Annotated in this window: 24 protein-coding genes; 1 reads left to right on the top strand and 23 read right to left on the bottom strand. The window is 38.5% G+C overall.

Annotation, left to right across the window (positions count from 1 at the left end):
- The first annotated feature begins 141 nt into the window (after positions 1-141).
- A complete protein-coding gene (gene helD / locus IGK21_RS04505; RefSeq protein ID WP_181914879.1) occupies positions 142-2,421 on the top strand; it encodes an RNA polymerase recycling motor HelD in 2,280 nt (759 codons plus the stop codon).
- A gap of 111 nt (positions 2,422-2,532) precedes the next feature.
- Here the strand turns inward: helD and IGK21_RS04500 are convergent, their stop codons facing one another.
- The 23 genes from IGK21_RS04500 to IGK21_RS04390 all read right to left on the bottom strand — a co-directional run bounded on the left by IGK21_RS04500 (position 2,533) and on the right by IGK21_RS04390 (position 26,074).
- Positions 2,533-3,171: a hypothetical protein gene (locus IGK21_RS04500; RefSeq protein WP_010719653.1), complete on the bottom strand. Its 639-nt coding sequence runs from the start codon at positions 3,169-3,171 to the stop codon at positions 2,533-2,535.
- Positions 3,172-3,467: 296 nt separating this feature from the next.
- Positions 3,468-4,187 carry a YebC/PmpR family DNA-binding transcriptional regulator gene (locus IGK21_RS04495; RefSeq protein ID WP_063626840.1) on the bottom strand — a complete coding sequence of 240 codons (720 nt, stop codon included), beginning with the start codon at positions 4,185-4,187 and terminating at the stop codon, positions 3,468-3,470.
- Positions 4,188-4,469: 282 nt separating this feature from the next.
- On the bottom strand, positions 4,470-5,624 hold the full coding sequence (locus IGK21_RS04490; protein WP_010719655.1) for a nucleotidyltransferase: 1,155 nt from the start codon (positions 5,622-5,624) through the stop codon (positions 4,470-4,472).
- Between the two features lie 374 nt (positions 5,625-5,998).
- Positions 5,999-6,739: a class I SAM-dependent DNA methyltransferase gene (locus IGK21_RS04485; protein ID WP_010719656.1), complete on the bottom strand. Its 741-nt coding sequence runs from the start codon at positions 6,737-6,739 to the stop codon at positions 5,999-6,001.
- Position 6,740: 1 nt separating this feature from the next.
- Positions 6,741-7,064, bottom strand: coding sequence for a ribosome silencing factor (rsfS, locus tag IGK21_RS04480; protein WP_010719657.1), 324 nt, complete (start codon positions 7,062-7,064; stop codon positions 6,741-6,743).
- A 56-nt stretch (positions 7,065-7,120) separates the two neighbouring features.
- Positions 7,121-7,708, bottom strand: a complete 588-nt coding sequence (gene yqeK, locus IGK21_RS04475; protein WP_181914878.1) for a bis(5'-nucleosyl)-tetraphosphatase (symmetrical) YqeK — start codon at positions 7,706-7,708, stop codon at positions 7,121-7,123.
- Positions 7,698-8,345 carry a nicotinate-nucleotide adenylyltransferase gene (locus IGK21_RS04470; protein WP_126344383.1) on the bottom strand — a complete coding sequence of 216 codons (648 nt, stop codon included), beginning with the start codon at positions 8,343-8,345 and terminating at the stop codon, positions 7,698-7,700. Before IGK21_RS04470 ends, yqeK begins: the two co-directional genes overlap by 11 nt.
- Before the next feature lie 12 nt (positions 8,346-8,357).
- Positions 8,358-8,669 (bottom strand): ribosome assembly RNA-binding protein YhbY, encoded by a 312-nt coding sequence (yhbY, locus tag IGK21_RS04465; protein WP_010719660.1) that lies wholly within the window; start codon positions 8,667-8,669, stop codon positions 8,358-8,360.
- 15 nt (positions 8,670-8,684) lie between these two features.
- Positions 8,685-9,794: a ribosome biogenesis GTPase YqeH gene (gene yqeH / locus IGK21_RS04460; protein WP_010738128.1), complete on the bottom strand. Its 1,110-nt coding sequence runs from the start codon at positions 9,792-9,794 to the stop codon at positions 8,685-8,687.
- Positions 9,791-10,318, bottom strand: a complete 528-nt coding sequence (locus IGK21_RS04455; RefSeq protein WP_010719662.1) for a YqeG family HAD IIIA-type phosphatase — start codon at positions 10,316-10,318, stop codon at positions 9,791-9,793. The genes yqeH and IGK21_RS04455 overlap by 4 nt, the downstream gene beginning before the upstream one ends.
- A gap of 276 nt (positions 10,319-10,594) precedes the next feature.
- Positions 10,595-11,329 (bottom strand): amino acid ABC transporter ATP-binding protein, encoded by a 735-nt coding sequence (locus IGK21_RS04450; RefSeq protein ID WP_010738129.1) that lies wholly within the window; start codon positions 11,327-11,329, stop codon positions 10,595-10,597.
- A gap of 13 nt (positions 11,330-11,342) precedes the next feature.
- Complete coding sequence (locus tag IGK21_RS04445) at positions 11,343-12,032, bottom strand: amino acid ABC transporter permease (RefSeq protein ID WP_010719664.1); 690 nt, start codon at positions 12,030-12,032, stop codon at positions 11,343-11,345.
- 12 nt (positions 12,033-12,044) lie between these two features.
- Positions 12,045-12,872 (bottom strand): transporter substrate-binding domain-containing protein, encoded by an 828-nt coding sequence (locus IGK21_RS04440; RefSeq protein ID WP_010719665.1) that lies wholly within the window; start codon positions 12,870-12,872, stop codon positions 12,045-12,047.
- A 980-nt stretch (positions 12,873-13,852) separates the two neighbouring features.
- The gene (locus tag IGK21_RS04435; RefSeq protein WP_181918549.1) at positions 13,853-17,818 is read right to left on the bottom strand and encodes a BspA family leucine-rich repeat surface protein; all 3,966 of its coding nucleotides are present in this window, start codon (positions 17,816-17,818) and stop codon (positions 13,853-13,855) included.
- A gap of 1,029 nt (positions 17,819-18,847) precedes the next feature.
- On the bottom strand, positions 18,848-19,633 hold the full coding sequence (locus tag IGK21_RS04430; protein ID WP_010738133.1) for an acetyl-CoA carboxylase carboxyl transferase subunit alpha: 786 nt from the start codon (positions 19,631-19,633) through the stop codon (positions 18,848-18,850).
- Positions 19,626-20,495 (bottom strand): acetyl-CoA carboxylase, carboxyltransferase subunit beta, encoded by an 870-nt coding sequence (gene accD, locus IGK21_RS04425; RefSeq protein ID WP_010719670.1) that lies wholly within the window; start codon positions 20,493-20,495, stop codon positions 19,626-19,628. The genes IGK21_RS04430 and accD overlap by 8 nt, the downstream gene beginning before the upstream one ends.
- Entirely contained in the window at positions 20,496-21,875 is a 1,380-nt protein-coding gene (locus IGK21_RS04420) for an acetyl-CoA carboxylase biotin carboxylase subunit (protein ID WP_010738135.1), read from the bottom strand. It abuts the gene before it with no gap.
- Positions 21,876-21,882: 7 nt separating this feature from the next.
- A complete protein-coding gene (gene fabZ, locus IGK21_RS04415; protein WP_010719672.1) occupies positions 21,883-22,302 on the bottom strand; it encodes a 3-hydroxyacyl-ACP dehydratase FabZ in 420 nt (139 codons plus the stop codon).
- 23 nt (positions 22,303-22,325) lie between these two features.
- Positions 22,326-22,820: an acetyl-CoA carboxylase biotin carboxyl carrier protein gene (gene accB / locus IGK21_RS04410; RefSeq protein WP_010738136.1), complete on the bottom strand. Its 495-nt coding sequence runs from the start codon at positions 22,818-22,820 to the stop codon at positions 22,326-22,328.
- A 2-nt stretch (positions 22,821-22,822) separates the two neighbouring features.
- Positions 22,823-24,058 (bottom strand): beta-ketoacyl-ACP synthase II, encoded by a 1,236-nt coding sequence (gene fabF, locus IGK21_RS04405; protein ID WP_010719674.1) that lies wholly within the window; start codon positions 24,056-24,058, stop codon positions 22,823-22,825.
- Positions 24,059-24,075: 17 nt separating this feature from the next.
- A complete protein-coding gene (gene fabG, locus IGK21_RS04400; RefSeq protein WP_010719675.1) occupies positions 24,076-24,813 on the bottom strand; it encodes a 3-oxoacyl-[acyl-carrier-protein] reductase in 738 nt (245 codons plus the stop codon).
- Positions 24,804-25,739: an ACP S-malonyltransferase gene (gene fabD / locus IGK21_RS04395; protein ID WP_181914875.1), complete on the bottom strand. Its 936-nt coding sequence runs from the start codon at positions 25,737-25,739 to the stop codon at positions 24,804-24,806. The genes fabG and fabD overlap by 10 nt, the downstream gene beginning before the upstream one ends.
- A 110-nt stretch (positions 25,740-25,849) precedes the next feature.
- Positions 25,850-26,074: an acyl carrier protein gene (locus IGK21_RS04390; protein WP_005876288.1), complete on the bottom strand. Its 225-nt coding sequence runs from the start codon at positions 26,072-26,074 to the stop codon at positions 25,850-25,852.
- Positions 26,075-26,115: the final 41 nt, after the last annotated feature.

Raw genomic sequence — 26,115 nt, 5'->3', positions numbered from 1 at the left:
ACACTTAACTGAAAACAACTCTCACTCTCATTGATTTTCTTCTTTCACTTTCTTTCGAACAAATAGTCAAAGATACCTTTTTCTCACTTTTTGTGCTATACTTTTAATTCGTTATTTACGGCGGAAGGAGTAATATACGCAATGAATGAAAGACAACTAGAACAACAACACGTGGATGAAACCATTCAGTTGATCCAGCTTGAGCAAAAGCTATTAAACACTAAACAACAATCTCTTACCCAAGAGACGCAAGATTCTACGAAAGACACCGCCAGCCATAAAATCAGAGGTGGGTCTAATGAATCCTTTTATGAATCAGCTGTCGAATACCGCCAACATGAGCAAGAATTGCTTTTAAAATACCATACGCTTGAATCGCAGCAAAAAAGGCTCCAAACGTTAACAGTTATGGAAGACAACCCTTACTTTGCCCGAATCGATTTTAAAGAAGAAACAGATGCAGAGACACTTTATCTAGGAATCGCTTCTTTAAGAGATCTCTCTGAAGAAACAATCGTAATCGACTGGCGTGCCCCAATTGCTAACCTTTATTACGAAGGGGAAATTGGACCAGCCTTCTATGAAACAGATACTGAAAAAATCAATGTTGAATTACTGCTGAAACGTCAGTTTAAAATCTTAGATGGAAAAATTATTTCGATGGTGGATACTTCTGAAGTGATCAACGATGATTTCTTACTAGAGATCCTAGACGATGCCTCAAGTGCGCATATGAAAAATATCGTCTCTACGATCCAAAAAGCCCAAAATGCCATTATTCGTGATACAACAAGTCAAGTGATGTTGATCGAAGGAATCGCTGGTAGTGGAAAAACATCCGCTTTATTACAACGGATCGCCTTTTTACTTTATCACAATCGAAAATGGTTAGATGCCGAGAACGTTTTACTTTTTTCTCCTAATCATCTTTTCTCTGACTATATTTCGACTGTTTTGCCTTCTTTAGGTGAAAGTGGTGTACCTACGCAAACCTTCAAGTCTTATTTGGAACAGTTATTACCTGAATTTTCATTGTTAGAAGAAGAGCAACAAGAAGTTGGTTTTTTATCTGGAGACAAGGACCCGATCCAAACCTTCAAAAGCGGTCTTCAACTAATCCATCAGATTGATCGTTATATCGATCATATTACTGGTTTTGGTCCCTTGTTTAGAGATATGAAAATTAACGGTCGGACGATTTTAGCAAAAGAATCGATCCGCAAATGGTATCAAGAAACCAATGAACTCTTACCGTTACATCAACGTCTCTCCTTGTTGCAAACAAAATTATTAAAAAAATTGGGTGGACTCCAAAAAGATGAGATGCGTCAAAAATGGGTCAAAGAATTAGCAGAAGAACAATTGCAAGACTTATATGCGAATGATCCGAACCTTGAGTATACGGAGCAAAAAGAACAGTCTTTACGGAAAAAACTAGCGAATCAAATCGTGAAGAAAAGATTCCGTCGAATCTACCGCGGAATCAATCAGTTTCAATTTGTCAATTTGACCAAACAATACCTTCACTTTTTACAAACCGTACCTCAGGCGCTGTTGGCTAAAAATGACATTAGCGCAACGATGTGGAACGATCATTCAGCCTTATTAAAAGAGAAGCTTCGTCAACGAGAACTACGACAAGAAGATGCAGTATTATTCTTCTTGCTGATGCGTCGCATCCATCCAGTGTCTGTGATGCAAAAAGCTCGCTATATCTTTATCGATGAAATGCAAGATTTCGCTCCCGCTCAGGTAGCTCTTTTACAAGCGATCTATCCAAAAGCTAATCTCACTTTTTGTGGTGATCTAAATCAAAATGTTTTCGGCAATGAAACGATTACTGGCTCTTTGGATCAACTATTTAAAGACCAAGAAATCACACACTTCCAGTTAACGACCAGCTATCGTTCAACAAAAGAGATCACGGATTTTGCGAATCATTTTCTTACTGAGGAAAATCAAGTAGAAACGACGGCTCGCAAAGGTACGCTTCCTTCTATCGTGAAAGGTTCCTCCTTAGAAGAACGATTAAATTGGTTAAAAACTACGCTTGAAACGACTCAAGAAAATACCCGTTACTGGCGTACCGCAATCATTGGTAAAACACAGACTGAGTGTGAAGAACTCTATGAACAGTTGCCCGAATACTTAAAAGATCGTATCCAATTGATCTCTGATGAAACAGATTTTATGAAACGACAAATCGTCCTACTACCAGCATTCTTGGCAAAAGGGCTCGAGTTTGATCGCGTTTTCTTATGGGGCATCGATGACACAAACTTTGCCACTGACCAAGATCAATTAGTTCTTTACACCATGTGTACAAGAGCCATGCACGAACTCGTTTTAGTTACTTCTGAATCTGAAAGTCCTTTGATTGAATCCATGGACCCAGCATTATATACCACTATCAATATATAAAAATAAAGGGTTGTGACAAAATTTTTGTCACAGCCCTTTATTCTTAATAAACGGTGTTAAAGAAGTAGCTTCAAGAATAAGAAGCTAACCACTTAGTCACAACCTCGCCTTTTAAACAAATGATTCAGTATCTGGATACTTTAATTTAACTAATGAAATAATCATTCGCAATTCTTCTATATTTTCAGGATACTCAGGATCAAAGACTTTACTATGACGCCCAATCCCCCCGTTATCTATCAGCCGATAAATTCGATTCCAATCAATAAACTGTTCGATTGATCGGAAGTTACTGATCGGATAGCCTCCACTATCAAGGATTTCTGATAAACGAAAAGCTAGATAAGCACTGTCGATCACTTTTACTTTTTTAGAATCATATTTTTCATTTTTTTCAATTAAGATTTTTGTTGGTTGATGTTTTAAGCTCCATTCTAACAAACGAAAGAAAGCTTCCATACGATAATTTTCTTCAAATAATCGAAAGGTTGAATCTGAACGTCTAAAAAGTAAAGGGATTAAATAATTTCTTTTGTAAATCAACATGGGGACGCGATCAACCATACATTCCAGATAGCGATTAAGGTAACCAGTACCTACGTAATTTCCTAAACGATAACCTTCTACACCATAATGGGCATATTTTTTTGCTAATTTTGAACAGTCTGTGATATTCACAGCTAACTCTTCGATCTTTTGGTAACCGCTTAAAATACGTTCAAAAGGCTCTAAACTAATTTTTGCTTCCATAAAATTTCCCCGCCTACATCCACATTCCTATGTATCATTTTTCCAATAATACGTCTATATCAATAATAACACAGGACGAAACAGAATAAAAAATAAAACATACGAAAAAAAGATAAAATCATTGATTCGTCATAAACTACTGTTTTTTCAGAACGAATGATCTTCTTTTAAGCGTAAAAAAATAGTCTGAGAGACGAATCGTCCCAGACTATTTAGCAGGTGTAAAAACGAAAAACGGATAAATCGCAAGTCGAAAGCTATCCGATGCTTTCACAACCTTCATTCGTTTTTATCGTTTAGTCTTCCAATGCTACATTATGGAAAACATGTTGAACATCTTCCAACTCTTCCAACGCATCAATCATTTTTTCAAATGTTTCTTGGTCTTCTGGTGAAAGTGTCACTTCATTTTGAGGAATCATTTGGATCTCAGCAATTGAAAAATCAGTGATTCCTTTTTCTTTCAATGCTTCTTGGATACTGTGGAAGTCAGCAACTTCACCATAAACGATGATTTGTCCATCTTCTTCCATGACATCACGTACATCAATCTCTTTATCCATCAAATATTCAAGGATCTCATCTGCATCTTCGCCGGCAAAACCAAAAATCGCTGTATTGTCGAACATGTAAGAAACAGCTCCAGAAACACCCATATTTCCGCCGTTTTTACCAAAAGCAGCACGTACATCAGCAGCTGTACGGTTCACGTTGTTTGTTAAGGTATCAACGATGACCATTGAGCCATTTGGTCCGAATCCCTCATAACGTAATTCAGAATAAGTTTCATCTCCCGCACCTTTTGCTTTTTCAATTGCACGGTCAATAATATGTTTAGGTACATTATAAGTTTTCGCGCGTTCAATGACGAAACGTAGTTTTTGGTTAGCGTGTGGGTCTGGATCACCTGATTTTGCTGCTGCATAGATTTCAATCCCGAATTTTGCATAAACTCGGCTATTATTTGCATCTTTTGCGGTTTTTTTCGCTACGATGTTTGCCCATTTACGTCCCATATTCTCACTTCGCTTTCTAATTTTGATCGTTCATTTCTGATAGTGGTTAAGCACAAAAACGTCCTGTTCCATTATACTTGTGAATCTGGATTCTGTGAAGTATTTTTTCTAAATCTAGTCATTTTTTAGGGAGGTGTTTCCTTGTATGATCGATTATAGTCGTCTCTTGGAATAGCTACTCAACAAGCTAGACAAAGAATTTTTTACAAAGCGGCATATTCAAAATATTGAACTAAACTTTCATTCAGATTAGTCATTTCACTTTGTTCCCACCAACCAGGTTTATTTCGAAACATAAGGTCTTCTTCCAAAATTTTGTTCAGGTATCGCCCCACCGAGTTGATAGATTTGATCACTCCGAACCAAAAGGTGTGCCAATTCTGCTTCTTTTTTGCCGATTTTTGAGATCAAGGGTATCTCTTTCTTTTCTTTTAAAAACTGTTGTCCTGCCTTGGTAAATCCTAAAATATTCAAGTAACATTTGTCTTGTTGGTCATGGATTTCCTCATGATGGATGTTCAATAATACGTAACAAGCTAAACGTTGGATTCTCGTCCAAGTATATCTTTTCGTCTTGACTAAAGTGACAAATTCCTCGAAAGAACTGGCTTTCTTCGCAGCCGATTGCATTCTCACCTCAAGTCCTTCCGTCATCTGATAGATAGTTTTCAAATTGGCTAGCTCCGTAGAAAGCAAACGATAACGTAACAAGGGCCAGTAATTCGCCCATGTTTGTTGCGAACCTGCTTCGATCATCGCTGCGGTGGCAGCAGGTATAAAATTCGTTACGGAGCGTTGTTCACTGAGCGCTTTGCGAATAGCGGTCGCACTTGCGATGGAGGAACTGCTCCATTCTTCATCGTGATAACCAGCACTTTTTCTGGTAATCGGTACTAATTTCATTGGCTGGGCATACTGGGCATTTTCTTTCGCATAGCTTAACCCTAAAATGTGATTAGGAGAAGAAAAATCGAGAGCGATTTCTGGATAAAGTGTGTTGAACACTGCTGTCATCTTCTGCGGATAGCTCATTCCTTGGTCAGATAAACGTTGAAATTCACGGTCAATCCTTAATTGGTTTTGCTGTACAAATTTCCCAAAAGCTTCGTAATTAAATGTCGACTCTTCTTCTGTACCAAAACAAAGATGTGTACAGCCGAGCATCTGTAATAATCGCACAGCTCCTTTGGCAAAGTAATCTGCTGATTGCACAGACCATTCTATCGGTAGTTCAATGACCAAATCCACTCCGTTTTGGAGGGCAGCAGTTGCTCTGGACCATTTGTCGATAATTGCAGGCTCACCACGCTGTAAAAAATTTCCACTCATCACTGCTATCACGATATCTGCGCCCGTTTGTTCACGAGCCATTTCCGCATGGTAGCGATGCCCATTATGGAAAGGATTATACTCAACAATAATGCCACAAATTTTCATCACATTCCCTCCGTTTCTTAATAGGAATAAAACAAACAGTTCATTCTTTCGGTCAATCCTAAAATGATCAATTTGGTTTTTAACTGTAAAAAAATAAGCAGGAGAAATCGAAAAATCGTTTCTCCTGCTTTTCAAATGACGCTTCAGCTTATTTTTCATCAAGATATTTCTAAAGTATTTTTTTCATTTTTTTAGCAGAAAAACGTCACTATTTGGCGTAGACTTTGTTGATGATTTACTCGTCTTGGCCATTATTCGTTACTTTTATACTATTATAATACTATCTGAAACAACGCGATTCACGACAGTTTTTTTGCGATTACACCTCGCGATAAGGTAATGTTTCGTATTCAACAAAAGACTTTTTTCGTGTCCTATTCCTTATATGCCACAAAAAAGAGACGTTTTGTATCTTCTTTTGGTTGTTCATCGGTGAAATCACCAAACGCTTCTACCTTAGAAAAACCACTATTTTCTAACATTCTTAAATAATTATCCAAAGAATAAGTTTGCTCTTGATGCAGTTCGTCTTCTCGAATGAACTTACCTGCTTCTTCGGGATCTTCCACGAAGAAAGTCAAGAAATGTTCAATACTATGCTTTTCCTTACCTGGGTAGCTATCCCATAAAAAGGCAAACTGATCATTTTGATAATGGTAACTATATTCAGGAAAAACCGTGTCGATTTGATAGATAGAATGAACATCGAATATAAATCGTCCATTTTCTTCCAACGCTTGATACACTTCGTCAAATACTTGCTGCACTTCTTGTTCATTCTTCATATAGCACAAAGAATCTGAGAAACATGTGATTGCTTGGTATTGACCAATTTCTGACAGATCAAGCATGTTTCCCTCAACAAATTGGATTGGTGTTTCCTCTTCAAAGGCACGTTGGCTAGCAATCATCAACATCTCTTCTGAAAGATCTAACCCTGTAACATGGTACCCAGCTTTAGCAAAGGCAACAGCTAGAGCACCTGTTCCGCAAGCTAATTCTAAAATATTACATGTTTCACTTGGTAAGTGTCGTTTTGAGAAATCTAACCATTGTTGATATAAGGTTTCATCCATTACCTCATCATAAACGAAAGCAAATGTTTCGTAAGCCATATTAATCGATCCATTCATTTAGGTCAACAAGTGGTGCATCTGACCATAATTTTTCTAAATTATAGAAACTTCTTTCTGGCGCATGGAAAACATGGATGATCAGATCTCCTAAGTCGATCAGGATCCATTTCCCGCCTTCTTTTCCTTCGATACGTTTTACTTCGTAATTGTTTTCTTCTTCTTTTTCAATGATTTCTTCTGTAATTGCATTTAGTTGTCGTTCACTGTTTGCCGAACAAATCATGAAGTAATCTGCTAGTAAAGATACTTCTCTCACATCTAAAGCAACGATATCTTCTGCACGTTTTGAATCGGCAGCTTGCACTGCAATTTGTAGTTGTTCTTTGCTATTTATAGTAATTTCCTCCTAATGGGTAGAGATTATTTTTTAGCTACCCAATGATTATATGTTTCAATTGTTTTTGGATAAATCTGTTGTTCTTGTTCAATCAAGTGAGCTAATGTGTGCTTTGTCTCAAAAGCTACCGCTTCGTCTAAATCAATTAACGCTATTTCACGCGCATCTTGGACTCCAGGAAACAAACGACCAGGTTCAATATAATCTGCTACATAGATGATTTTATCTAATAAAGACATTTCAGCCGCACCAGTGGTATGAACTCGAATGGCATGAAGGATCTCTTCATCTGTGATACCAAGCTCTCTTTCAACAAAAGAGGCGCCAACTAAACCATGCCAAATCGCATTTCCATAATGAAGAAGCGCTGGGTCATAGCCATCTCGCTTGATAACTAAAATAAATTCATCATCAGGCCGTTCTTTCGCATAATCATGTGTCAAAGCAGCAATACTAGCTTTTTCTAATGAACAGCCGTATTTGCCGGCAAGGGCAATCGCCGTCTCTTCCACACCAAGAACATGCTTGAAACGTCGTTCACTCATTCGCATTTGGACTTTTTGCATCAACTCTTCTCTTGAGTAAGTTGTGTATTTATTACTATAGTCCATCTTGATATAGCCCTTCTTTCTCGATATACTCAATGACCTTATCCGGTACTAGATAACGAACGGAACAACCTTGCTGGATCTTCTGCCGTATTTTAGTTGAGCTGATATCAATAGTTGGCACATCGACCCAAATCACTGGGTAAGGCGTTTCGGTTGAGTAACCCGCTCGTCGAATACCAACAAAATTGACCATTGTCATTAATTCATCGATTTTATACCATTTTGGTAGATATTCTACCATGTCGCCACCGATAATAAAATAGTAATCGGTATTAGGGTTGTTTTGTGTCAGAGCTTTCATCGTATCATAAGTATAGCTTTTGCCTTTTCGAGATAACTCGATCGGTTCAATAGCTAAAAAAGGATTATCTGCTATCGCAAGTTCAAGCATGTTTAAGCGATGATTGGCAGCGATTGTCGTTTTTTCATCCACATGTGGTGGTTGATAAGAAGGCATTAAATAGACCTCATCCAACCCTAAATTTTTTCCTGCCTGTTCTGCCATAACTAAGTGTGCCAGGTGAACTGGATTAAAAGTACCACCTAAAATTCCCACCTGTTTGCGTTTTTCAAAAATTTGAGGCATCTCTTGAGGAAATACTTGAGATTCGACAAAAGCTTCCGCTTGCGATTTCATATTAACCACTCCTTAAATTGCGTTTACTTCTTTAGAGATACGTTGATATTTTTCCTTTGAAGAGGGTTTGTATAATACAAGAACTCGTCCAATGATTTGAACAACTTGACATCTGACTGTTTCTTCTAAAATACCAGCTACCTCTTCAGGAATCTCATCGGTATTTTGTAATAGCGTTACTTTGATTAACTCACGTTTTTCCAGCGCTTCTTCAATCTGAACCATCATGGCAGAATTGATTCCACCTTTACCAATTTGAAAAATCGGTTGTAAGTGGTGTGCCTGGCTTCGTAAAAATCTTTTTTGTTTTCCTCTTAAAGTCATATTCTTCCTTCTTCCTTAAATCAAGGCCTTTCGTTTCATCACATTCACACCTTTTGGCGCCCAACCTGCGACGACTGCCGGTTGTGTCACTGTGATCCATCCTAAGCCAGCAAATACGATATCTGTTTTTTCTTTTACCGAAAATTCAAAACGAACCAATTCGGGAAATTCATTTACTTCATCGGGACGAGGTGGTTGTAATAATCCACCGACGTGTTTCACATAAAATTCATCGGCTTTTGCTAATTTCGTTCGATGAATAGTGACATCATTTGAAACATAAGCAATAAATGAACCGCGTTGCCCACTGATAAAATCAAACCTTGCTAAACCGCCGAGAAAGAGTGTCTGTCCTTCATTCAATTGGTATCCTTTAGGCTTGATTTCTTTCGTTGGTGCAATGATCCTTAAATCTTTTTTTCCAAGATAATGCGCCATTTGATGTCGATGGATAATCCCAGGAGTATCAATCAAGAAGTGCCCATCATCTAAAGGAATCTCGATCTTATCTAAAGTTGTCCCTGGAAATTGAGAAGTCGTAATCACATCTTTGACACCTGCTGTGTTCTTGATGATTTGATTGATCAATGTCGATTTACCGACATTTGTCACACCAACGATATAGACGTCACGACCTTCACGATACTCTTCGATTTTTTTGAGTAGATTTTCCATTTCATTCGCTTTTTTTGCGCTTGTCAATAATACTTCAACCGGACGCAATCCAGCTTCATGTGCACGCTCTTTCATCCATTGGATCATTTTTGGTTTCTTCAGCGACTTAGGTAAAATATCCACTTTGTTTCCGACCAAGAGCACCGGGTTATTACCTACAAAGCGATGTAGTCCAGGGATCAAAGAACCATTAAAATCAAAGATATCGACAACATTGACGATCAAGGCATCTTCTTGTCCTAGTTCATTCAGCAGGCGCAAAAAATCATCATCTGTCAGTGAAACATCTTGGATCTCATTATAATGTCTTAACCGGAAACAACGTTGGCAATAGACCTCACCTGATTCTAGTCCTTTTTCTAATGCTGCTTTTGGTGTATACCCTAATTCATTAGGATGGTCGGTTTGGATCGTTGCTCCACACCCAATACACTGTAGTTCTTCGTTCATTCAATTCCACCTCGCCAGCCCATATCAGGATTGTGTGCTAATAAATAGGCCATGATTTTGCGTTCCCAAAAACGATTGAATCGTGTTTTCCAACTATCCGTTTCAATAATTGGTTTAACCAAGATACTTCTGATACCCGAACGATTAGCTGCTCGGATATCTGTCATGATTTGGTCACCGATCATCACAATTTCATCATCTGAAAGATTCAACATTTTTTTTGCTCGATTCATTCCTACGGCTAAAGGTTTTAATGCCCGAGCAACATACGTCAATTCAAATTTATCGATCGCTCGTGCTACTCGTTCAGAGCTATTGTTTGAAACAACCACTACTGGAATACCAGCATTTCTCATTTCTAAGATCCAGTCGAGTAATTCCTCTGTCCCATCAGGATTGTTCCAAGCGATCAACGTATTGTCCAAGTCAGTCAAAACTGCTTTAATCCCTAAGTTTTTTAATTGTGCAGGGGTTATCTTGTAGATGGCATCGACCATCCATGTTGGTTTATATTTTGAAAACATTTTGTCTCCTCATCTGCAAAAAATGAAGGAGCACGAAATGTACTCCTCAGCCCTATATTATACTTCATTCTTTCCAAAAAAACTACCTCTACACCTGAATCCTTCTGAATAAACAACTATTAACCTGAAATGATGAACAGACCGAAGTCACCAAACACTTTTAAAAGAGAAGAAATCATCCGTCTGACTACACTGATAAAATAAAAACTCTCCAAACACGAGAAACTGTTTCGAGAGTTTTCATTCGATTTTTTATTCTTAGGATGTTACTTGTTTTTATAATATTTTGGATAAAAATGCGACTGTTCGTGGATGACTGGTTTGTTCAAAAATAGCCGTCGGTGTACCTTCTTCAAGAATGGTTCCTCCATCCATAAAAAGAACTCGATCACTGACTTCTTTTGCAAAGCCTATTTCGTGAGTCACAATGATCATAGTCATCCCTTCACGAGCTAATTGCAGCATGATTTCTAACACTTCTCCGACCATTTCCGGATCAAGAGCTGAAGTCGGCTCATCAAATAGCATGACGTCGGGTTGCATGGCTAAAGCTCTCGCAATGGCGACCCGTTGTTGTTGTCCCCCAGATAAAGACTGAGGATAAGTATCGGCTTTTTCTAGCAGACCTACTTTCTTTAGCAGATCTCTAGCAATCTTTGTTGCTTCTTCTTTTGATTGCTTTTTGACTTTGATTGGTGACAAAGTGATGTTTTCTAAAACCGTCATATTAGGGAATAGATTAAACTGTTGGAAAACCATTCCCATTTTTTCTCTTGTTTTAAAAATATCATTTTGCTTGTCGGTAATTGTCATTCCTTCAAACTTGATTTCACCAGAAGTTGGTATCTCTAATAAGTTGATGCATCTTAGTAACGTGCTTTTTCCCGAGCCTGATGGTCCTAAAAGTACCACGACTTCTCCTGGATAAATTTCAGCGGAAACGTCTTTCAGTACTTCCTGTTCACCGAATTTTTTATTTAAATGTGTAATTTTGATCAATGATTTGGCCATTTATTTTCACCCTTCATCCTTGGTATCCTTTACCTAATTTTTTCTCCCAACGATTTAGTAACCGAGAAGTAGCAAACGTCATGATGAAATAAACGGCTGCTGCTATAAAATAAGGCTCTAATGGAACATACGAATTGGATATGACGATTTGCGCCGCTCCCATCAGTTCATTGATTCCGATCGCAGTCAACAGGGAAGAATCTTTGATCAACGTAATAAATTCATTGCCTAAAGGAGGCAAAATATTTCTTAATGCTTGTGGTAAAATCACATAACGCATCGTTTGAGCTGGACGCAACCCTAATGAATAGGAGGCTTCTGTTTGACCGTTGTTCACTGCCAGGATCCCCCCACGGATGATCTCTGCCACATAGGCACCGGAATTTAATGATAACACGATCATTCCTGGAAGCAGGCGGCCAAGATCAACAGTTAAAACACCTACTTCTAGATCTTTTGAAGGAAAAAATCCTTGAAGCAATAAAAAGCCGATCATGATTTGTAGAAGCATCGGTGTTCCTCGTAACACTTCGATATAGACATTAGCTAAAACATTCAACGGTTTCTTTTTGGACAATTTTAGTAACGCCATAAGTAAACCGATACCCGTTCCCAAGATCACTGTGACGATCGAAATCATGATTGTTATTCCTGTACCTGATAAAAAATAAGGGAAATATTTATCTAAAAAAGAAAAATCCACTCTGCCTGACCTCTATTCTGCCGCTGTTTTTTCAGCTAATTCGTTATTTTGTTGAATAAATTCTTCAATTTTCCCTTCATCATTCAACTTTTTGATAATTTGGTTTAATTCTTTTTGTAGTTGACTGCTTTCTTTAGGTAACGCAATAGCAAAGGCTTCATCAGGAGCTGGCTCAAGTGAAATATCAGCGATCATTAGATCAGGATTTTGGGCGATATATGATTCGGCGATCGTTTTTTCAACGACTGTCGCAGCTAATGAGCCTTGGTTAACTTCAACGATCATGTTGGGAACTTTGTCGATTGTCACAAGCTTCGCACCTTTCAGTTGCGTCTTAACTAATTCCTCTTGAATTGATCCCTTTTGAGCACCCACATTTTTATCTTTTAGGTCATTCGCATTGCGATAGATTTCTTTATTTTTTTTGTTGATGATCACAACTTGTGGTGGGTTGTAATAATTGTCTGTGAAGTCAAATTGTTGTTTTCTTTCATCTGTGGCAGAAATCGCAGAAATAGCGAGATCTGCTTTCCCTTCTTTTAAGGAAGCTAAAACGGTATTGAAATTCATATCTGATACTTCAGCTTTTACTCCTAGTTCTTTTGCGATTGCTTTAGCTAAGTCAATATCAGATCCTACGATTTTATCTTTCCCGTCAACCATCGTATGAAACTCAAACGGCGCGTAATCAGCCGACGTAGCTACTTTTAGTACCCCGCTTTTTTTAATCGCTGCTAACTGATCCTTTTCCTGACCTTGAGCAGTCGTATTGCTGCTGCCACATGCACCTAAAGTCGCTAGTGCAAACAGTACCGTTAACATCCCAAAGAATTTTTTCATGTCATTTTCCTCCTACGTTAAAACTTTTGTATTAAGTGAAGTAATTATAGCATGAAACTTTCAAAAAAAAAGCATTTTTTTGTATATTTATTTAAAAAAATGTATTTTAAGGCGGATATATTGTATATAAAACAAATAAAAGAATAATTATTTTAGAATAGTTTTCAATAAAATGAAAAAGAGCTAAGAATGAAAAAGTCATCTTAGCTCTTTTACAGGTGTAACCACAGATAAGGTTAGTTAATCTCCCGCAAGAAGATAAAAGTCATCAAACATTCAAGAAGGAAATTTTGGAAATTCTACTTCTTGATGCGAAACACTCTTTATGTGCAAATAATATTTATCAGAGTTCAATTAGATCTGGGAATCAAATTCCATGTCTGATTACTAGTATTTTTCATTGTTCTACTGATAATAGGATTAAAATCAGTTAGATTATTGTCTTCTAGATCCTATCTACACTCACATTAGAATCCTTATCTTGATACAAAAACAGCGGGAATCTAGTCCGTTATAACCGCCGTTCACTCTGAGTGTATTCTAGTCTGCAGTTGGATTGTTTGCGCAAAATTCATTCACACTATTGGAATGCTAGTAGAACCTTGCACTTATCCAAAGAAAAGAAACGGAGACAAAAGCAGCATCTTCGGAAAATCAGTCGGAATTACTTGATACTAAACATGTTTGTTTCAACCCCTTCTGTGCTCAACTAAGTTTCCTATTCTAAGTAATTCTCAATCAGCTTGTTTGACCAACTAATTATGCAACTGATTAATTCTAAATAATCTTAGAATCATCGTATGGTCTCTAAACAGATCTTATTTTACTAAATATAAACCTCTGTACACATTCCGGTATTCCTCATTTAGCTCAACCTGTTTGAATTTTGAGCGTATCTTAAATCAAGAAAACTGAGACATTGATCAGATTTTTTCTAATCAATGCCCCAGTTTTTAGACTTACATGAATTTGTTTTTTCCTTAATTAACAGAAACTGTTTGGTTTTCAGCCAATAAGTTGCCACTGCCATCATAGAAATTCATTGTTACTTGATCATCAGCTTTGATTAGATCTGGCTTCACATAATAACTGATTGCCCCATCCTTAAAGCTCCCACCTTTACTGATCAGTTTACCATTGACAAACAAGTGTCCTTGGTGAACCTGGGTATCAGAACCATAGGCTCCTTTGATCGTTTGTGTGCCAAGTTTATAAGTCAATTCGTTGATTTCAGCTGTTGGTGTTTGAATAGTGACCTCAATCTCTGATCCTGGAATTTGTTGTCCTCGATTGTTGGCACCCATCAAGACTACTTGATCATCTTCTGATACTTTAAGGTTTCCTACATAATAACTGAACTTGCCATCTTTGAAGCTGCCGCCTTGACTAACTTTTTCGCCATTGACCAATAAGATTCCTTGGTAAACATCGCCTGTGTAGCTTCCTTCGATCACTGTACTGATTCCCACACGATGGGCTTCTGTTAATTGACCCAGTTGTTCTCCTATAGTCACTGATTGTGGGTCCCCTAGTGGTGTATCAAATTTATCATAGCCTTGAATCGTTGCTTGATCTCCTGCTTTGATGATTTGAGAGTTCACATAATAGCTAAACTTGCCGTCTTTATAGGTTCCTCCCCAGCTAACGACTTCTCCGTTCACTACTAGTTTTCCTTTATGGATATCCCCCGTGTAAGTTCCAGTAATGGTTGAATCACCTAGCTTATAAGTGTCCACCTGATCAATTGATCCTGAAGATTCGGAAATCACTTCAATCTCTTTGGAATCTATCAATTCCTTCTCTTTGTTGTAGCCATCTAATACGACTTTGTCGCCGACTTTTAATTTGCCAACACCGACATAATAACTGAATTGACCATCTTTGAAGCTACCGCCCCAGCTGACAACTTTGCCATTAACGGTTAATCGGCCGAGAGACATATCCCCTGTGTAGGTTCCAGTGATATTGACATCTCCTACATGATATTCTTGTGGTTTCAACTCACTTTTCACTAGTTCTGCCACATAAGTTCCTGCCGTTAAATCCCCAGTGCCGTAATTTGCCATAAAGTCAGCAGGTGAATAGCCTTTGGACTGACCATCTTCACGAATCCAATTTCCTGTCAGCTGATCCCCTTCGTTCAGTGCTTTCGGTGCTGATAAACCAGTGTCTTCAACCGCCTTAAAGTGATCACCTAGTGTTAATTTAGCAAGAGGTGTATTCTTAAACATACTTTCCATCGTTGTTACTTTGCTAGTGTCAAAGCTACTTACATCTAGACTTGTTAAGTTATCCATATCGTAAAACATTACACTCATATCTGTTACATTACTAGTATCAAAGTCACTTAGATCTAGGCTTGTTAAGTTACTCATACCTCGAAACATATTGCTCATAGTTGTTACGTTACTAGTATCAAAACCACTTACATCTAGACTTGTTATGCTACTCATACCGAGAAACATCCCAGACATATTTGTCACGTTACTAGTATTCCAACCATTTACATCCAAATTTGTTACGTTGTTCATACCTGAAAACATCAAACTCATATCTGTGACTTTACTGGTATCAAAACCACTTAAATCTAAACTTGTTACGCCGTTATTATAAAACATATAAGACATATCTGTTACTTTGCTGGTGTCAAAGCTACTTAAATCTAAACTCGTTAAGTTACTCATACCTTGAAACATATAGCTCATGTTTGTTACGTTACTAGTATCCAGTTGATTTAACCCTTCAATTTCAGTTAAATTATTAAGATACTTAGCTCCGGTAACATCACTACTAAATAAGTAGGCAGAATCTTCTGGAGCAACTACTTTTCCAGCCAAGACAATTTTCTTGATGGCTTCACTATCTACTTTGTCGCTGTTCCAAGGTGATTCTTCATAGCCACTTAATTCACCTGCTTCGATCGTCAATACCCCTGTATTTTCATCAAACATATACGGACTAGTGCCCCACGTGCCTGTTTCAACGGAAACATACGTGCCAGCAGTCAGATCACCGGTGCCATAGTTTTTCATGAAATCTTCTGCTGTATAAACCTTCCCTGTGCCATCTTCTCGCTTCCAGGCAGAAGTAAGTTTTGCATTTTCGGAGCCTGATTCTACAAATTTAAAGGTATCTCCTAGAATTAATTTCTTAAGTGGAGTATCAACAAACATCTCACGCATATCTGTCACTTTGTGGGTGTCAAAGTTGCTTAAATCTAGACTTGTTACGCGACTTAAACCTTGAAACATCGTATACATACCTGTTACATTACTGGTATCAAACCCACTTACATCTAGGCTTGTTATGTTACTCATATTTTTGAACATATAATTCATAGATGTTACGTTACTAGTATCAAACCCACTTACATCTAGATTTATTACGCTACGCATATCGGAAAACATACAACGCATATCTGTTACGTTACTGGTATCTAGTTGACTCAACCCTTCGATTTCAGTTACATTCTTAAGTTGCTTACCAGTGTAAGTTGAACTAAACAAATAGCCAGAATATTTTGGAGCCACTACTTTCCCAGACAAGACAATTTTTTTGATTGCTTCATAATCCACTGTTCCGCTGTTCCATGGTGATTTTTCATAGCCACTTAACTCACCTGCTTCGATCGTCAATGTCCCTGTGTTTTCATCAAAATTATACGGACTGGTACCCCACCAACCTGTAGCAGAAACGTACGTGCCAGCAGTCAAGTCACCGGTGCCATAGTTATTCATGAAATCTGCTGCTGTATAAACCTTCCCTTTACCATCTGCTCGCTTCCAGGCAGAAGTAAGTTTTGCATTTTCGGAGCCTGATTCTACAAATTTAAAGGTATCTCCTAGAATTAATTTCTTAAGTGGAGTATCAGCAAACATACCACCCATATCTGTCACTTTGCTAGTGTCAAAGTTGCTTAAATCTAGACTAGTTAAACTGCTCATACGGCGAAACATATCACCCATATATGCTACGTTACTGGTATCAAAGCCACTTATATCTAGACTGGTTAAACTTTGCATACCGAAAAACATAGAATCCATAACTGTTACTTTACTGGTATCAAAGCTATTTAAATCTAGACTTGTTAATCTACTCATACTGTCAAACATAAACGCCATTTCTGTTACTTTACTGGTATCGAAGCCACTTACATCTAGACTTGTTACGTTGCTCATACTGTAAAACATAGCATCCATATTTGTTACGTTACTGGTATCAAAACCACTTACATCTAGACTTGTTACGCTGCGCATACCGTGAAACATATACTCCATATTTGTTACGTTACTGGTATCCAGTTGACTCAATCCTTCGATTTCAGTTACATTTATAAGGTACGAATAAGAAAATAGGCGTCTAGAATCTTCCGGAGCAACTACTTTTCCAGACAAGACAATTTTCTTGATTGCTTTAGCATCTACTTTTTTACTGTTCCATGGTGATTCTTTATAGCCACTTAACTCACCTGCTCCGATCGTCAATACCCCTGTATTTTCATCAAAAGTATACGGACTGGTACCCCACGTGCCTGTTATCTTAGAAGCTGCTGCCACGTTCGCTTTTTGCGCTACTTTTGGCGCTTCAGCTGTTGGATTAGTTGCATCCCCTTCACTTTCGGCAGTCGCTGCTGTTGCTTGTTCTTGTTCTGTTGCTTGGTCTTGGGTGTCATCCGTTGCTTCATCAGTTGTTGCTAATGAATCACTAGCTGTAGTGGTTGAATCCGTTGGGTTTACTAACGGATCTGTGACGTTTTGTATCGTTTGATCGATGACTTCTTTTGCTTCATTCGCCTGTGTTTGTTCAGTAGCAGTTTCAGCTGTTGGTGTCAAAGTATCCGCTAATGCCATCGTTGGTGCGATCCCGGTATTTCCCATCACACCAGCCACCGCAAACATCGTTAATAGCTGTTTTTTACGTTTTGCTGTTAATTTTTTCTTACTCATATTTACTCCTTTTTTGCTCTTATTTTTGATCATTACTTTCTCGTCAATACCACTTCATCAGCTTTAGGTGTTTCCCCTGTTTTCAATTGATATCTCTTTCCAATGTCCATTTTGTTACCGAAGCTGACAAAATCGTATGGATCATCTCCCCTGTAGGATTTATTTTACTTGTTCTAATCAAGAGTAAACGCTCAATATTCCCAATTAATATTCTTGAATCTTGATCGTTTACCATAACTGTTTTGTTGTATATATTTTTTTCATTGATTGAGAAAATCAATCAATCTTTCTACTAATTATCATCTGAAAAAATTTTTCATCTACATGTTACGATTTATGTAAAGGTTCATACGTGGCAGAATAATCTGCAACCTTTTAGACAGGAGAAAGATTTAAATACATCAAAAAAGGAAGTGGAGACAAAAGTAGTTAGCATCAAGAAATAAGAAGGGATTCCCGAAAATGGACAAGAAACACAAAAACTAGTTTTTTGCTGTTGATTGTTACCTACTTGGTGCTTCTCAAATTTTTCGTAAATTTCAGCAGATTTTCCGAATACGCTGCTTTTGTCTCATGTTTATTCGTTTTTAGAGATACTAGAAGCGACTGAGACAAGTTCTGTCCCAGTCTCCTTAAAAAATTATAGAGCCCATATTCATGCCAACCAAATGGTAGACACATAATTATATTCAACAGAGCGATTATCGCATTCCCATTTATGAAATCTCTGATGAATGATAGAGGATAATTTCCAATCCTTGTATTCCAATGTTTTTTAAAAAAGCAGAAAGGGTAATAAAAAAACTATCAACGTGAAATAACAAAAAAATCTGAGACAGAATGAGATTCATTCTGACCCAGATTTGATTTTACACCATTCATCAGTCCTTATTGACAAAGAGCCGAAAAATTCAAAAAGCAATCGACCTCCAAAGCTACTCCTGTCATCTAACAGGAAACGGTGGGTAGGTCGATTGCTTTATTCATTCAATTTGGTGCATAACTGTTTGTTTTATTCTTTATAACTGTTTAAAATTTACGGAATCTTTGATAACGTCGTTCAAGCAACTCTTCAGTGGAAGTTTGACATAGTTCGGTCAATTTTTCAATCAATGATTTTTGTAACATTCGACTGACTTTTTCTTTACTTAAAGCTTGCCCATTTACTGTTTCCGGTATCACACGATCGATGACATCTAATTCTAATAATTCAGCTGCCGCAACTTTCATTAATTCAGCCGCTTCAGCTGCTCGACTACCATCTTTCCACAAAATCGACGCAAAACCTTCAGGAGATAAGACAGCATAAATCGTCTGTTCAAGCATCCAAACTTCATCAGCTAAGCCAAGAGCCAATGCTCCTCCGCTTCCACCTTCACCGATGATGATTGCAATGATCGGTACTTTTAGATCAGACATCTCTAATAGGTTTCTGGCAATCGCTTCTCCTTCACCACGTTCTTCTGCACCGACACCACAATAGGCACCAGCAGTATTAATCAGTGTGATAATAGGACGATGGAATTTTTCTGCCTGTTTCATCAGACGAAGTGCTTTACGATAGCCTTCTGGATGAGGCGAACCAAAATTTCTGCGAATATTTTCTTGAAGGTCTCGTCCTTTTTGGATCCCAATAACTGTGACAGGTTTTCCATCTAATTTGGCAACCCCACCAACGACTGCTTCGTCGTCTCCAAATAAACGATCGCCATGAAATTCTTGAAACCCCTCAAAGATATCTTCAAAAAAATCAAGACTCGTCCAACGATCCTTTTCACGCGCCAGTTGAACGATCTCATGTGCTGTTTTATCCATGATTTATCCAACCTTTCTGCGTATGCATTTCCAACAAATGATGGATCGTTTCTTTTAGTTCTTTTCTAGGAACGATTTGATCAACAAATCCATGGGTAAGTAGAAATTCTGCTTTTTGGAAATCTTCCGGTAATTCTTGTTTGATCGTTTGTTCGATCACTCGTCTACCGGCAAAACCAATCAAGCTTTGGGGTTCAGCCAGGATCACGTCGCCTTCCATTGCAAAACTCGCTGTTACGCCGCCTGTAGTTGGATCGGTCAATACTGTTAGATAAAACAAACCGGCATTGCTATGACGTTTGACAGCTGCTGAGATTTTTGCCATCTGCATCAAAGAAAAAATACCTTCTTGCATTCTGGCTCCTCCAGAAGCAGTGAACAAGACAACGGGTAAGCCAGCTTTTTCAGCCCGTTCAAACAAACGGGTGATTTTCTCACCTACAACGGTTCCCATACTGCCCATGATGAAATTAGAATCCATGACACCAATCGCAAATGGCAGACCGTGAATCGTTGCTTTTCCTGTCAATACCGCTTCATGCAATCCTGTTTTTTCTTGCATAGTTTGGATCTTTTCTTGATAATCAGGGAAGTTCAAGGGATCTTTTGTTACTAAATCCGTGTCCCATTCTTCTAAACTTTTTTCATCGATGATCAATGCTAATCGTTGCCAAGCACCAATACGAAAGTTATAACTACAATGAGGGCAAACCTTCTCATCACCAATATCTTTTGTATAAATGATGTGTTTACAATTAGGGCATTTAGCCCACATATTATCTGGAATAGACGGCGCATTCGTTGGTTGTTCTGCTCGATTAGGATTAATTCGAATGTATTTTTTCTTTTTGAATAAAGCCATCTACTCTTCTCCTATCTCTGTTTCAGGTGTCCAGTTCGGTAAAAAATCTTCTTGTAAAAAGGCGGTACTATAGTCCCCTGCGATGACTGCTGGATGACTGATTAAATCCATTTGGAACTCCGCGTTCGTGATCACTCCATCGGTAACCACTTCGCTTAACGCTCGCTGCATTTTCATCAATGCCTCAAAGCGAGTGTCTGCATGAACGATCACCTTAGCGATCATTGAATCATAATAAGGTGGAATCGTATAGCCGGAATAAACGGCACTATCAACTCGAACACCCATGCCTCCTGCTGGCAACAAAAGGTTTTTGATTGTTCCAGGTGATGGTGCAAAATGAAAAGCTGGATTTTCTGCATTGATCCGACACTCAATGGCGTGACCAGAGAATCGCACATCTTCTTGTTTGATTTCCAACGGTTGCCCCGCAGCAATTTCAATTTGTTTTTTTACCAAGTCAATGTTTGTAACCATCTCAGTTACCGGATGTTCGACTTGGATCCGCGTATTCATTTCCATGAAATAAAATTCTCCCGCTTCATCCATTAAAAATTCAATCGTTCCAGCATTTTCATAATTAACCGCTTTGGCTGCACGAACTGCCGCAGCTCCTAATTCTTCTCTTTTATTCTGAGAGATGACCACTGAAGGGGATTCTTCTAATACTTTTTGATTATTTCGTTGAAGAGAACAATCTCGTTCGCCTAAATGAAGGACATGCCCATAATGATCACCAAGGATCTGTACTTCAATATGTCTTGCTGGATAAATGATTTTTTCTAAATACATTTCATCATTTCCAAAAGCCGCTGCTGCTTCTTGCTGCGCAGAAGAAAAATGTTGCGGTAATTCTTCTTTTGATAAAACTTTACGAATCCCTTTTCCGCCACCGCCAGCGGCAGCTTTAAGCATGACCGGATAACCAATCTTATCCGCTACTGTTAGTGCTTCTTCAACTGTTGATAATACGCCATCACTTCCTGGAATAACAGGTACATTGGCTTCTTGCATCAAGCGACGTGCATTGATTTTATTCCCCATCGCATCGATCGTTCGACTCTTTGGACCAATAAAAGCAATATTACATTCTTCACACATAGAAGCAAAACGGCTATTTTCAGATAAGAACCCAAAACCTGGGTGAATCGCTTCTGCTTTGGTCACGATGGCTGCACTCAAAACTGCTTGGACATTCAAATAGGAGTCCGTCGCTTTTGCAGGACCAATACAAATTGCTTCATCTGCCAATTGAGTATGCAATGCGTCAGCATCTGCTTGTGAGTAAACAGCAACAGTCTGAATACCAAGCTCACGACAAGCGCGAATAATTCGTACGGCGATTTCGCCACGATTAGCTATCAAAACTTTTGAAAACATAACTCACCTATCCAATCATAAAAGTTAATTCAGCTTCAGCAACTTTTTTGCCATCCACTTTTGCAATTCCTTTACCAATACCAGCAGAAGATTTGATTTTCGTAATTTCTACTTCAAGATACAGTGTATCCCCTGGAGTGACTTTTCGACGGAATTTTGCTTTGTCTAAACCACCAAAATAAGCAGTCTTTCCTTTAAATTGTTCCAAGGATAATAACGCAACTGCTCCTGCTTGTGCCATCGCTTCAACGATCAAGACACCTGGCATCACAGGTTCTTCTGGAAAGTGACCTTGGAAAAATGGTTCGTTGATCGTCACATTTTTCTTTGCAATGATTCGTTCGCCTTCCACCATTTCTTCGACACGATCAATCAGCAATAGCGGATAACGATGTGGTATGATTTCTTTAATTTCTTGAATGTTCATATTGCTCCTCTTTCCTCTTTTGCTTAATTTGGTTGAATTCTAAATAGTGGTTGATCGTATTCAACAACCGCTTCATTTTCAACAAGAATCTCAACGATTTTCCCATCGACTTCGCTTGTGATTTCATTCATCAATTTCATTGCTTCAATGATACAAATCACTTCACCTTTTTTGACACTATCTCCCACTGACTTAAATTGTGGTTTATCAGGGGCAGGTTGTAAGTAGACGATTCCAACAATCGGTGATTTTACCTCGACACCTTCGAAACTTTCTTGTGATGCTTCGACAGATGCTTGAGGTGCTTCACTAACTGGCGTTTGTTGGATTGGTGTTTGAGGTACTACCGTATCTCTAGGCGCTTCTGTAGCTACTGGCATTGGAGCCATTGTTCCCATTCCACGACTAGATTCATTTTTATTCATATATAATTCAAATTGACCTTCTCTTAAATCAAATTCAGTTAAAGTAGATTGATCGAATTGACTGACTAATTCCTTGATCTCATTGATATTCAAGATTATTCCTCCCAGCGTTTCATACACAAGACCGCATTGTGACCACCAAAGCCTAACGAATTGCTCATTGCATAAGTCAATTGCGCTGGTTTGCTTTCATTGATGACAACGTTCAAGTCAATTTCCGGATCTTGTTTTTGGACATTGATGTTTGGTGGAATAAATTGATGTTCCAGCGCCATTAAAGTAGCTAACGCTTCAATCCCTCCAGCTGCACCTAATAAGTGTCCAGTCATGGATTTCGTACTGCTGACATATGTTTCTTTGAATGAATCACCTAATGCCAGTTGGATCGCTTTTGCTTCTGCTTGATCATTAGCGGGTGTACTTGTCCCATGGGCATTGATATAGCCAACATCTTCTGGCTTAATACCCGCTTCATCCATGGCTAATTTCATTGCTTTGGCAGCGCCTGAACCATCTGGTGTAGGAGCAGTCATATGGAACGCATCACAATTAGCGCCGTAACCAACGATTTCTCCATAGATTTTTGCACCACGAGCTTGAGCATGTTCTAAAGATTCGATCACTAAGATACCCGCTCCTTCGCCCATCACAAAACCGTTACGTTCTTCATCAAAAGGAATCGAACCACGAGTAGGGTCTTCAGCATTCGATAGAGCTGTTAGTGCAGCAAAGCCGGCAATTCCCATTTCACAAATTGTTGCTTCTGCCCCACCAGCTAGAATGACATCTGAATAACCATGTTTGATATTGCGGTAAGCTTCACCAATAGCATTCGTTCCGCTCGCACAAGCAGTAACGATTGCTGTACAAATCCCTTTAGCACCTACACGTAGTGCAATGTTGCCGGCAGCCATATTTGCAATAGCCATTGGAACAAACATTGGTGAGACACGTTGCGCGCCTTTTTCGTGTAATCGGATCACTTGGTTTTCGATCGTTGGCAATCCGCCGATACCGGAACCAACAATGACACCAAAACGATCTTGATCGATTTTCTCTTTATCTAGACCGCTCATCCCTAATGCTTCTAGTGCTGCATAGATCCCATAAATCGAGAACATATCCATACGTTTGCTGTCTTTTTTCACAAAATATTTGTCGTATGGAAAATCCTTGACTTCACCTGCTAGTGTAATCCCAGTTTCCGTGGCATCAAATTTAGTAATAGGGGCAATCCCATTCGTTCCTTTTTGCAAACTATCTAAAAAGCTTTCAGCATCATTACCGATTGGTGAAGTGACACCATAGCCTGTAATTACTACTCGATTCATTATTGTTTTCCTCCTTTTTATCCGTGCATCACGAGACCGCCATCAACATTGATGACCTGTCCTGTGATATAAGGACTCTCTGCTAAGAAAATCGCAGCATTCGCAACATCTTCCACGCTGCCAAAACGTTGCATTGGAATTTGTTTTACTACTTGCTCTTTGACTTTATCAGATAACACTTCGGTCATATCCGTAGCGATAAAACCAGGAGCAATGGCATTACATGTAACACCGCGTGCAGCTGCCTCACGAGCAACAGATTTTGTAAAACCAACGACACCAGCTTTGCTTGCTGCGTAATTTGCTTGTCCGACGTTACCAATCAAACCTGAAACACTTGACAAGTTGATAATTGCACCTTCACGTTTTTTCATCATTTTCTTTAAAACGTGTTGTGTCATATTGAATGTTCCTGTTAGGTTGATATCTAAACAAGCTTTAAAATCTTCTGCTGACATGCGCATCAATAATTTATCGTTCGTAATCCCTGCATTATTGATTAGAATATCGATTGATCCTAATTGTTTTTCTGCTTCTTCTACCATCAAACCAGCTTTTTCATAATCTGAGATATCGCCAGAAACACCGATGCAGTTCACACCTTGAGCTTTGATCTCATTGATTTTTTCTTCTGGAATTGCTTTTCGTCCATTTAAAACGATGTTTGCGCCTGCTTTTGCAAAAGCTAGCGCCACAGCAGCACCAATTCCTCTTGTGCTACCTGTTATAAATACGTTTTTTCCTGTTAGCTCCATAACATGCCTCCGATACTTGTCATTGTTTCTTCTAAAGTTTGTTGATTTTCTACTCTTAAAACCGGAATCGTTTTATCGATTTTCTTCATAAAGCCACTTAATACTTTACCTGGTCCAACTTCGATCACGCGTTCCACACCAAGTTCTTTTAATTGATGGATGCTTTCATAAAAATGTACCGGCTTCATCACTTGTTGTTCAAGCAGAGTCGGTATCCGATCTTTGTTCATGATTTCAGTTGTCGTATTACTGATGACAGGAATTGTTGGCTCATTAAAAGTGATCGTTTTTAGCTCAACGGCTAATTTTTTTGCTGCTGGCGCTAAGATTGCTGTATGAAACGGACCACTCACATTAAGTGGAATCATTCGTTTGATGCCTTTTTCTTGCATGATTCTTACTGCTTCATCCACTGCTTGTTCTTCACCGCCAATTACGATTTGTTGGGGTGTATTATAATTTGCAGGAGAAACAATTCCTAATCGTTGAGCTTCCAAACAGCTTTCTTCAATCACTTCTACAGGTGCATTCATAACAGCTACCATTTTCCCACTACCAAGTGGTGCAGCCTCAGTCATAAAAGCCCCTCGTTTTGCCACTAAAGCGACTGCTTCACTAAACGACAAAGCTCCACTAGCTACTAAAGCGGAATATTCGCCTAAACTTAATCCTAGAGCAGCTTGAGGTGTAATCCCTCTTTCTTTCAACAAACGATAAAAAGCAATGCTGACCGTTAAGATTGCTGGTTGCGTATAAGCGGTTTGATTGAGTCGTTCATTTTCTGAAAAACACAATTCCGCCATATCATAGCCTAGAATATCACTTGCTTCATTAAACGTTTCTTTGACGATAGTTTCTTGATAGAGATCTTGTCCCATGCCTGGATACTGAGCGCCTTGTCCGCTAAATAAAAATGCTGTCTTCATGTATTTTCTCCAATATTTTTAGGATATATGCTCATGTCTTGATTTATTAAAAAGGACCAAGACACTCCTATTTAAGGAAAATGTCCCAGCCCCCAACCTAATCTTAATGATTATGCAGTTTGTTTTTCAACATAAGTTACTAAATCTTGAACTGTTTTGATGCCGTCTTCTGTTTCGATTTTCACGTCAAATTCGTCTTCGATTTCATTAATGATTTGGAATAAATCCAAGCTATCAGCTTCTAAGTCTTCTTGGATGTTTGTTGTTAATTTGATTTCTTCTGTTTCTTTTCCTAACTCTTCTGCAATAATTTCTTGAATTTTTTCGAATACCATACTATATATTCCTCCGATATTGTTTACAATTTTATGTTTTA

The sequence above is a fragment of the Enterococcus sp. DIV1421a genome, from assembly GCF_051711025.1.
Lineage (GTDB): Bacteria > Bacillota > Bacilli > Lactobacillales > Enterococcaceae > Enterococcus_B > Enterococcus_B hirae.
This window is presented reverse-complemented; position numbering and strand designations above follow the sequence as displayed.

Coding starts and splice junctions, on each gene's coding strand:
- accD (WP_010719670.1), bottom strand. CDS start 20,495: ATGGCTTTATTCAAAAAGAAAAAATACATTCGAATTAATCCTAATCGA.
- fabF (WP_010719674.1), bottom strand. CDS start 24,058: ATGAATCGAGTAGTAATTACAGGCTATGGTGTCACTTCACCAATCGGT.
- IGK21_RS04430 (WP_010738133.1), bottom strand. CDS start 19,633: ATGGATAAAACAGCACATGAGATCGTTCAACTGGCGCGTGAAAAGGAT.
- IGK21_RS04495 (WP_063626840.1), bottom strand. CDS start 4,187: ATGGGACGTAAATGGGCAAACATCGTAGCGAAAAAAACCGCAAAAGAT.
- IGK21_RS04390 (WP_005876288.1), bottom strand. CDS start 26,074: ATGGTATTCGAAAAAATTCAAGAAATTATTGCAGAAGAGTTAGGAAAA.
- IGK21_RS04420 (WP_010738135.1), bottom strand. CDS start 21,875: ATGTTTTCAAAAGTTTTGATAGCTAATCGTGGCGAAATCGCCGTACGA.
- IGK21_RS04435 (WP_181918549.1), bottom strand. CDS start 17,818: ATGAGTAAGAAAAAATTAACAGCAAAACGTAAAAAACAGCTATTAACG.
- IGK21_RS04440 (WP_010719665.1), bottom strand. CDS start 12,872: ATGAAAAAATTCTTTGGGATGTTAACGGTACTGTTTGCACTAGCGACT.
- IGK21_RS04485 (WP_010719656.1), bottom strand. CDS start 6,739: ATGGCTTACGAAACATTTGCTTTCGTTTATGATGAGGTAATGGATGAA.
- IGK21_RS04470 (WP_126344383.1), bottom strand. CDS start 8,345: ATGAAATCGCAAGCGGAAGCTTTTGTCGAATCTCAAGTATTTCCTCAA.
- fabZ (WP_010719672.1), bottom strand. CDS start 22,302: ATGAACATTCAAGAAATTAAAGAAATCATACCACATCGTTATCCGCTA.
- yqeK (WP_181914878.1), bottom strand. CDS start 7,708: ATGGACTATAGTAATAAATACACAACTTACTCAAGAGAAGAGTTGATG.
- yhbY (WP_010719660.1), bottom strand. CDS start 8,669: ATGACTTTAAGAGGAAAACAAAAAAGATTTTTACGAAGCCAGGCACAC.
- IGK21_RS04450 (WP_010738129.1), bottom strand. CDS start 11,329: ATGGCCAAATCATTGATCAAAATTACACATTTAAATAAAAAATTCGGT.
- IGK21_RS04490 (WP_010719655.1), bottom strand. CDS start 5,624: ATGAAAATTTGTGGCATTATTGTTGAGTATAATCCTTTCCATAATGGG.
- yqeH (WP_010738128.1), bottom strand. CDS start 9,794: ATGAACGAAGAACTACAGTGTATTGGGTGTGGAGCAACGATCCAAACC.
- fabD (WP_181914875.1), bottom strand. CDS start 25,739: ATGAAGACAGCATTTTTATTTAGCGGACAAGGCGCTCAGTATCCAGGC.
- fabG (WP_010719675.1), bottom strand. CDS start 24,813: ATGGAGCTAACAGGAAAAAACGTATTTATAACAGGTAGCACAAGAGGA.
- IGK21_RS04500 (WP_010719653.1), bottom strand. CDS start 3,171: ATGGAAGCAAAAATTAGTTTAGAGCCTTTTGAACGTATTTTAAGCGGT.
- helD (WP_181914879.1), top strand. CDS start 142: ATGAATGAAAGACAACTAGAACAACAACACGTGGATGAAACCATTCAG.
- IGK21_RS04455 (WP_010719662.1), bottom strand. CDS start 10,318: ATGTTTTCAAAATATAAACCAACATGGATGGTCGATGCCATCTACAAG.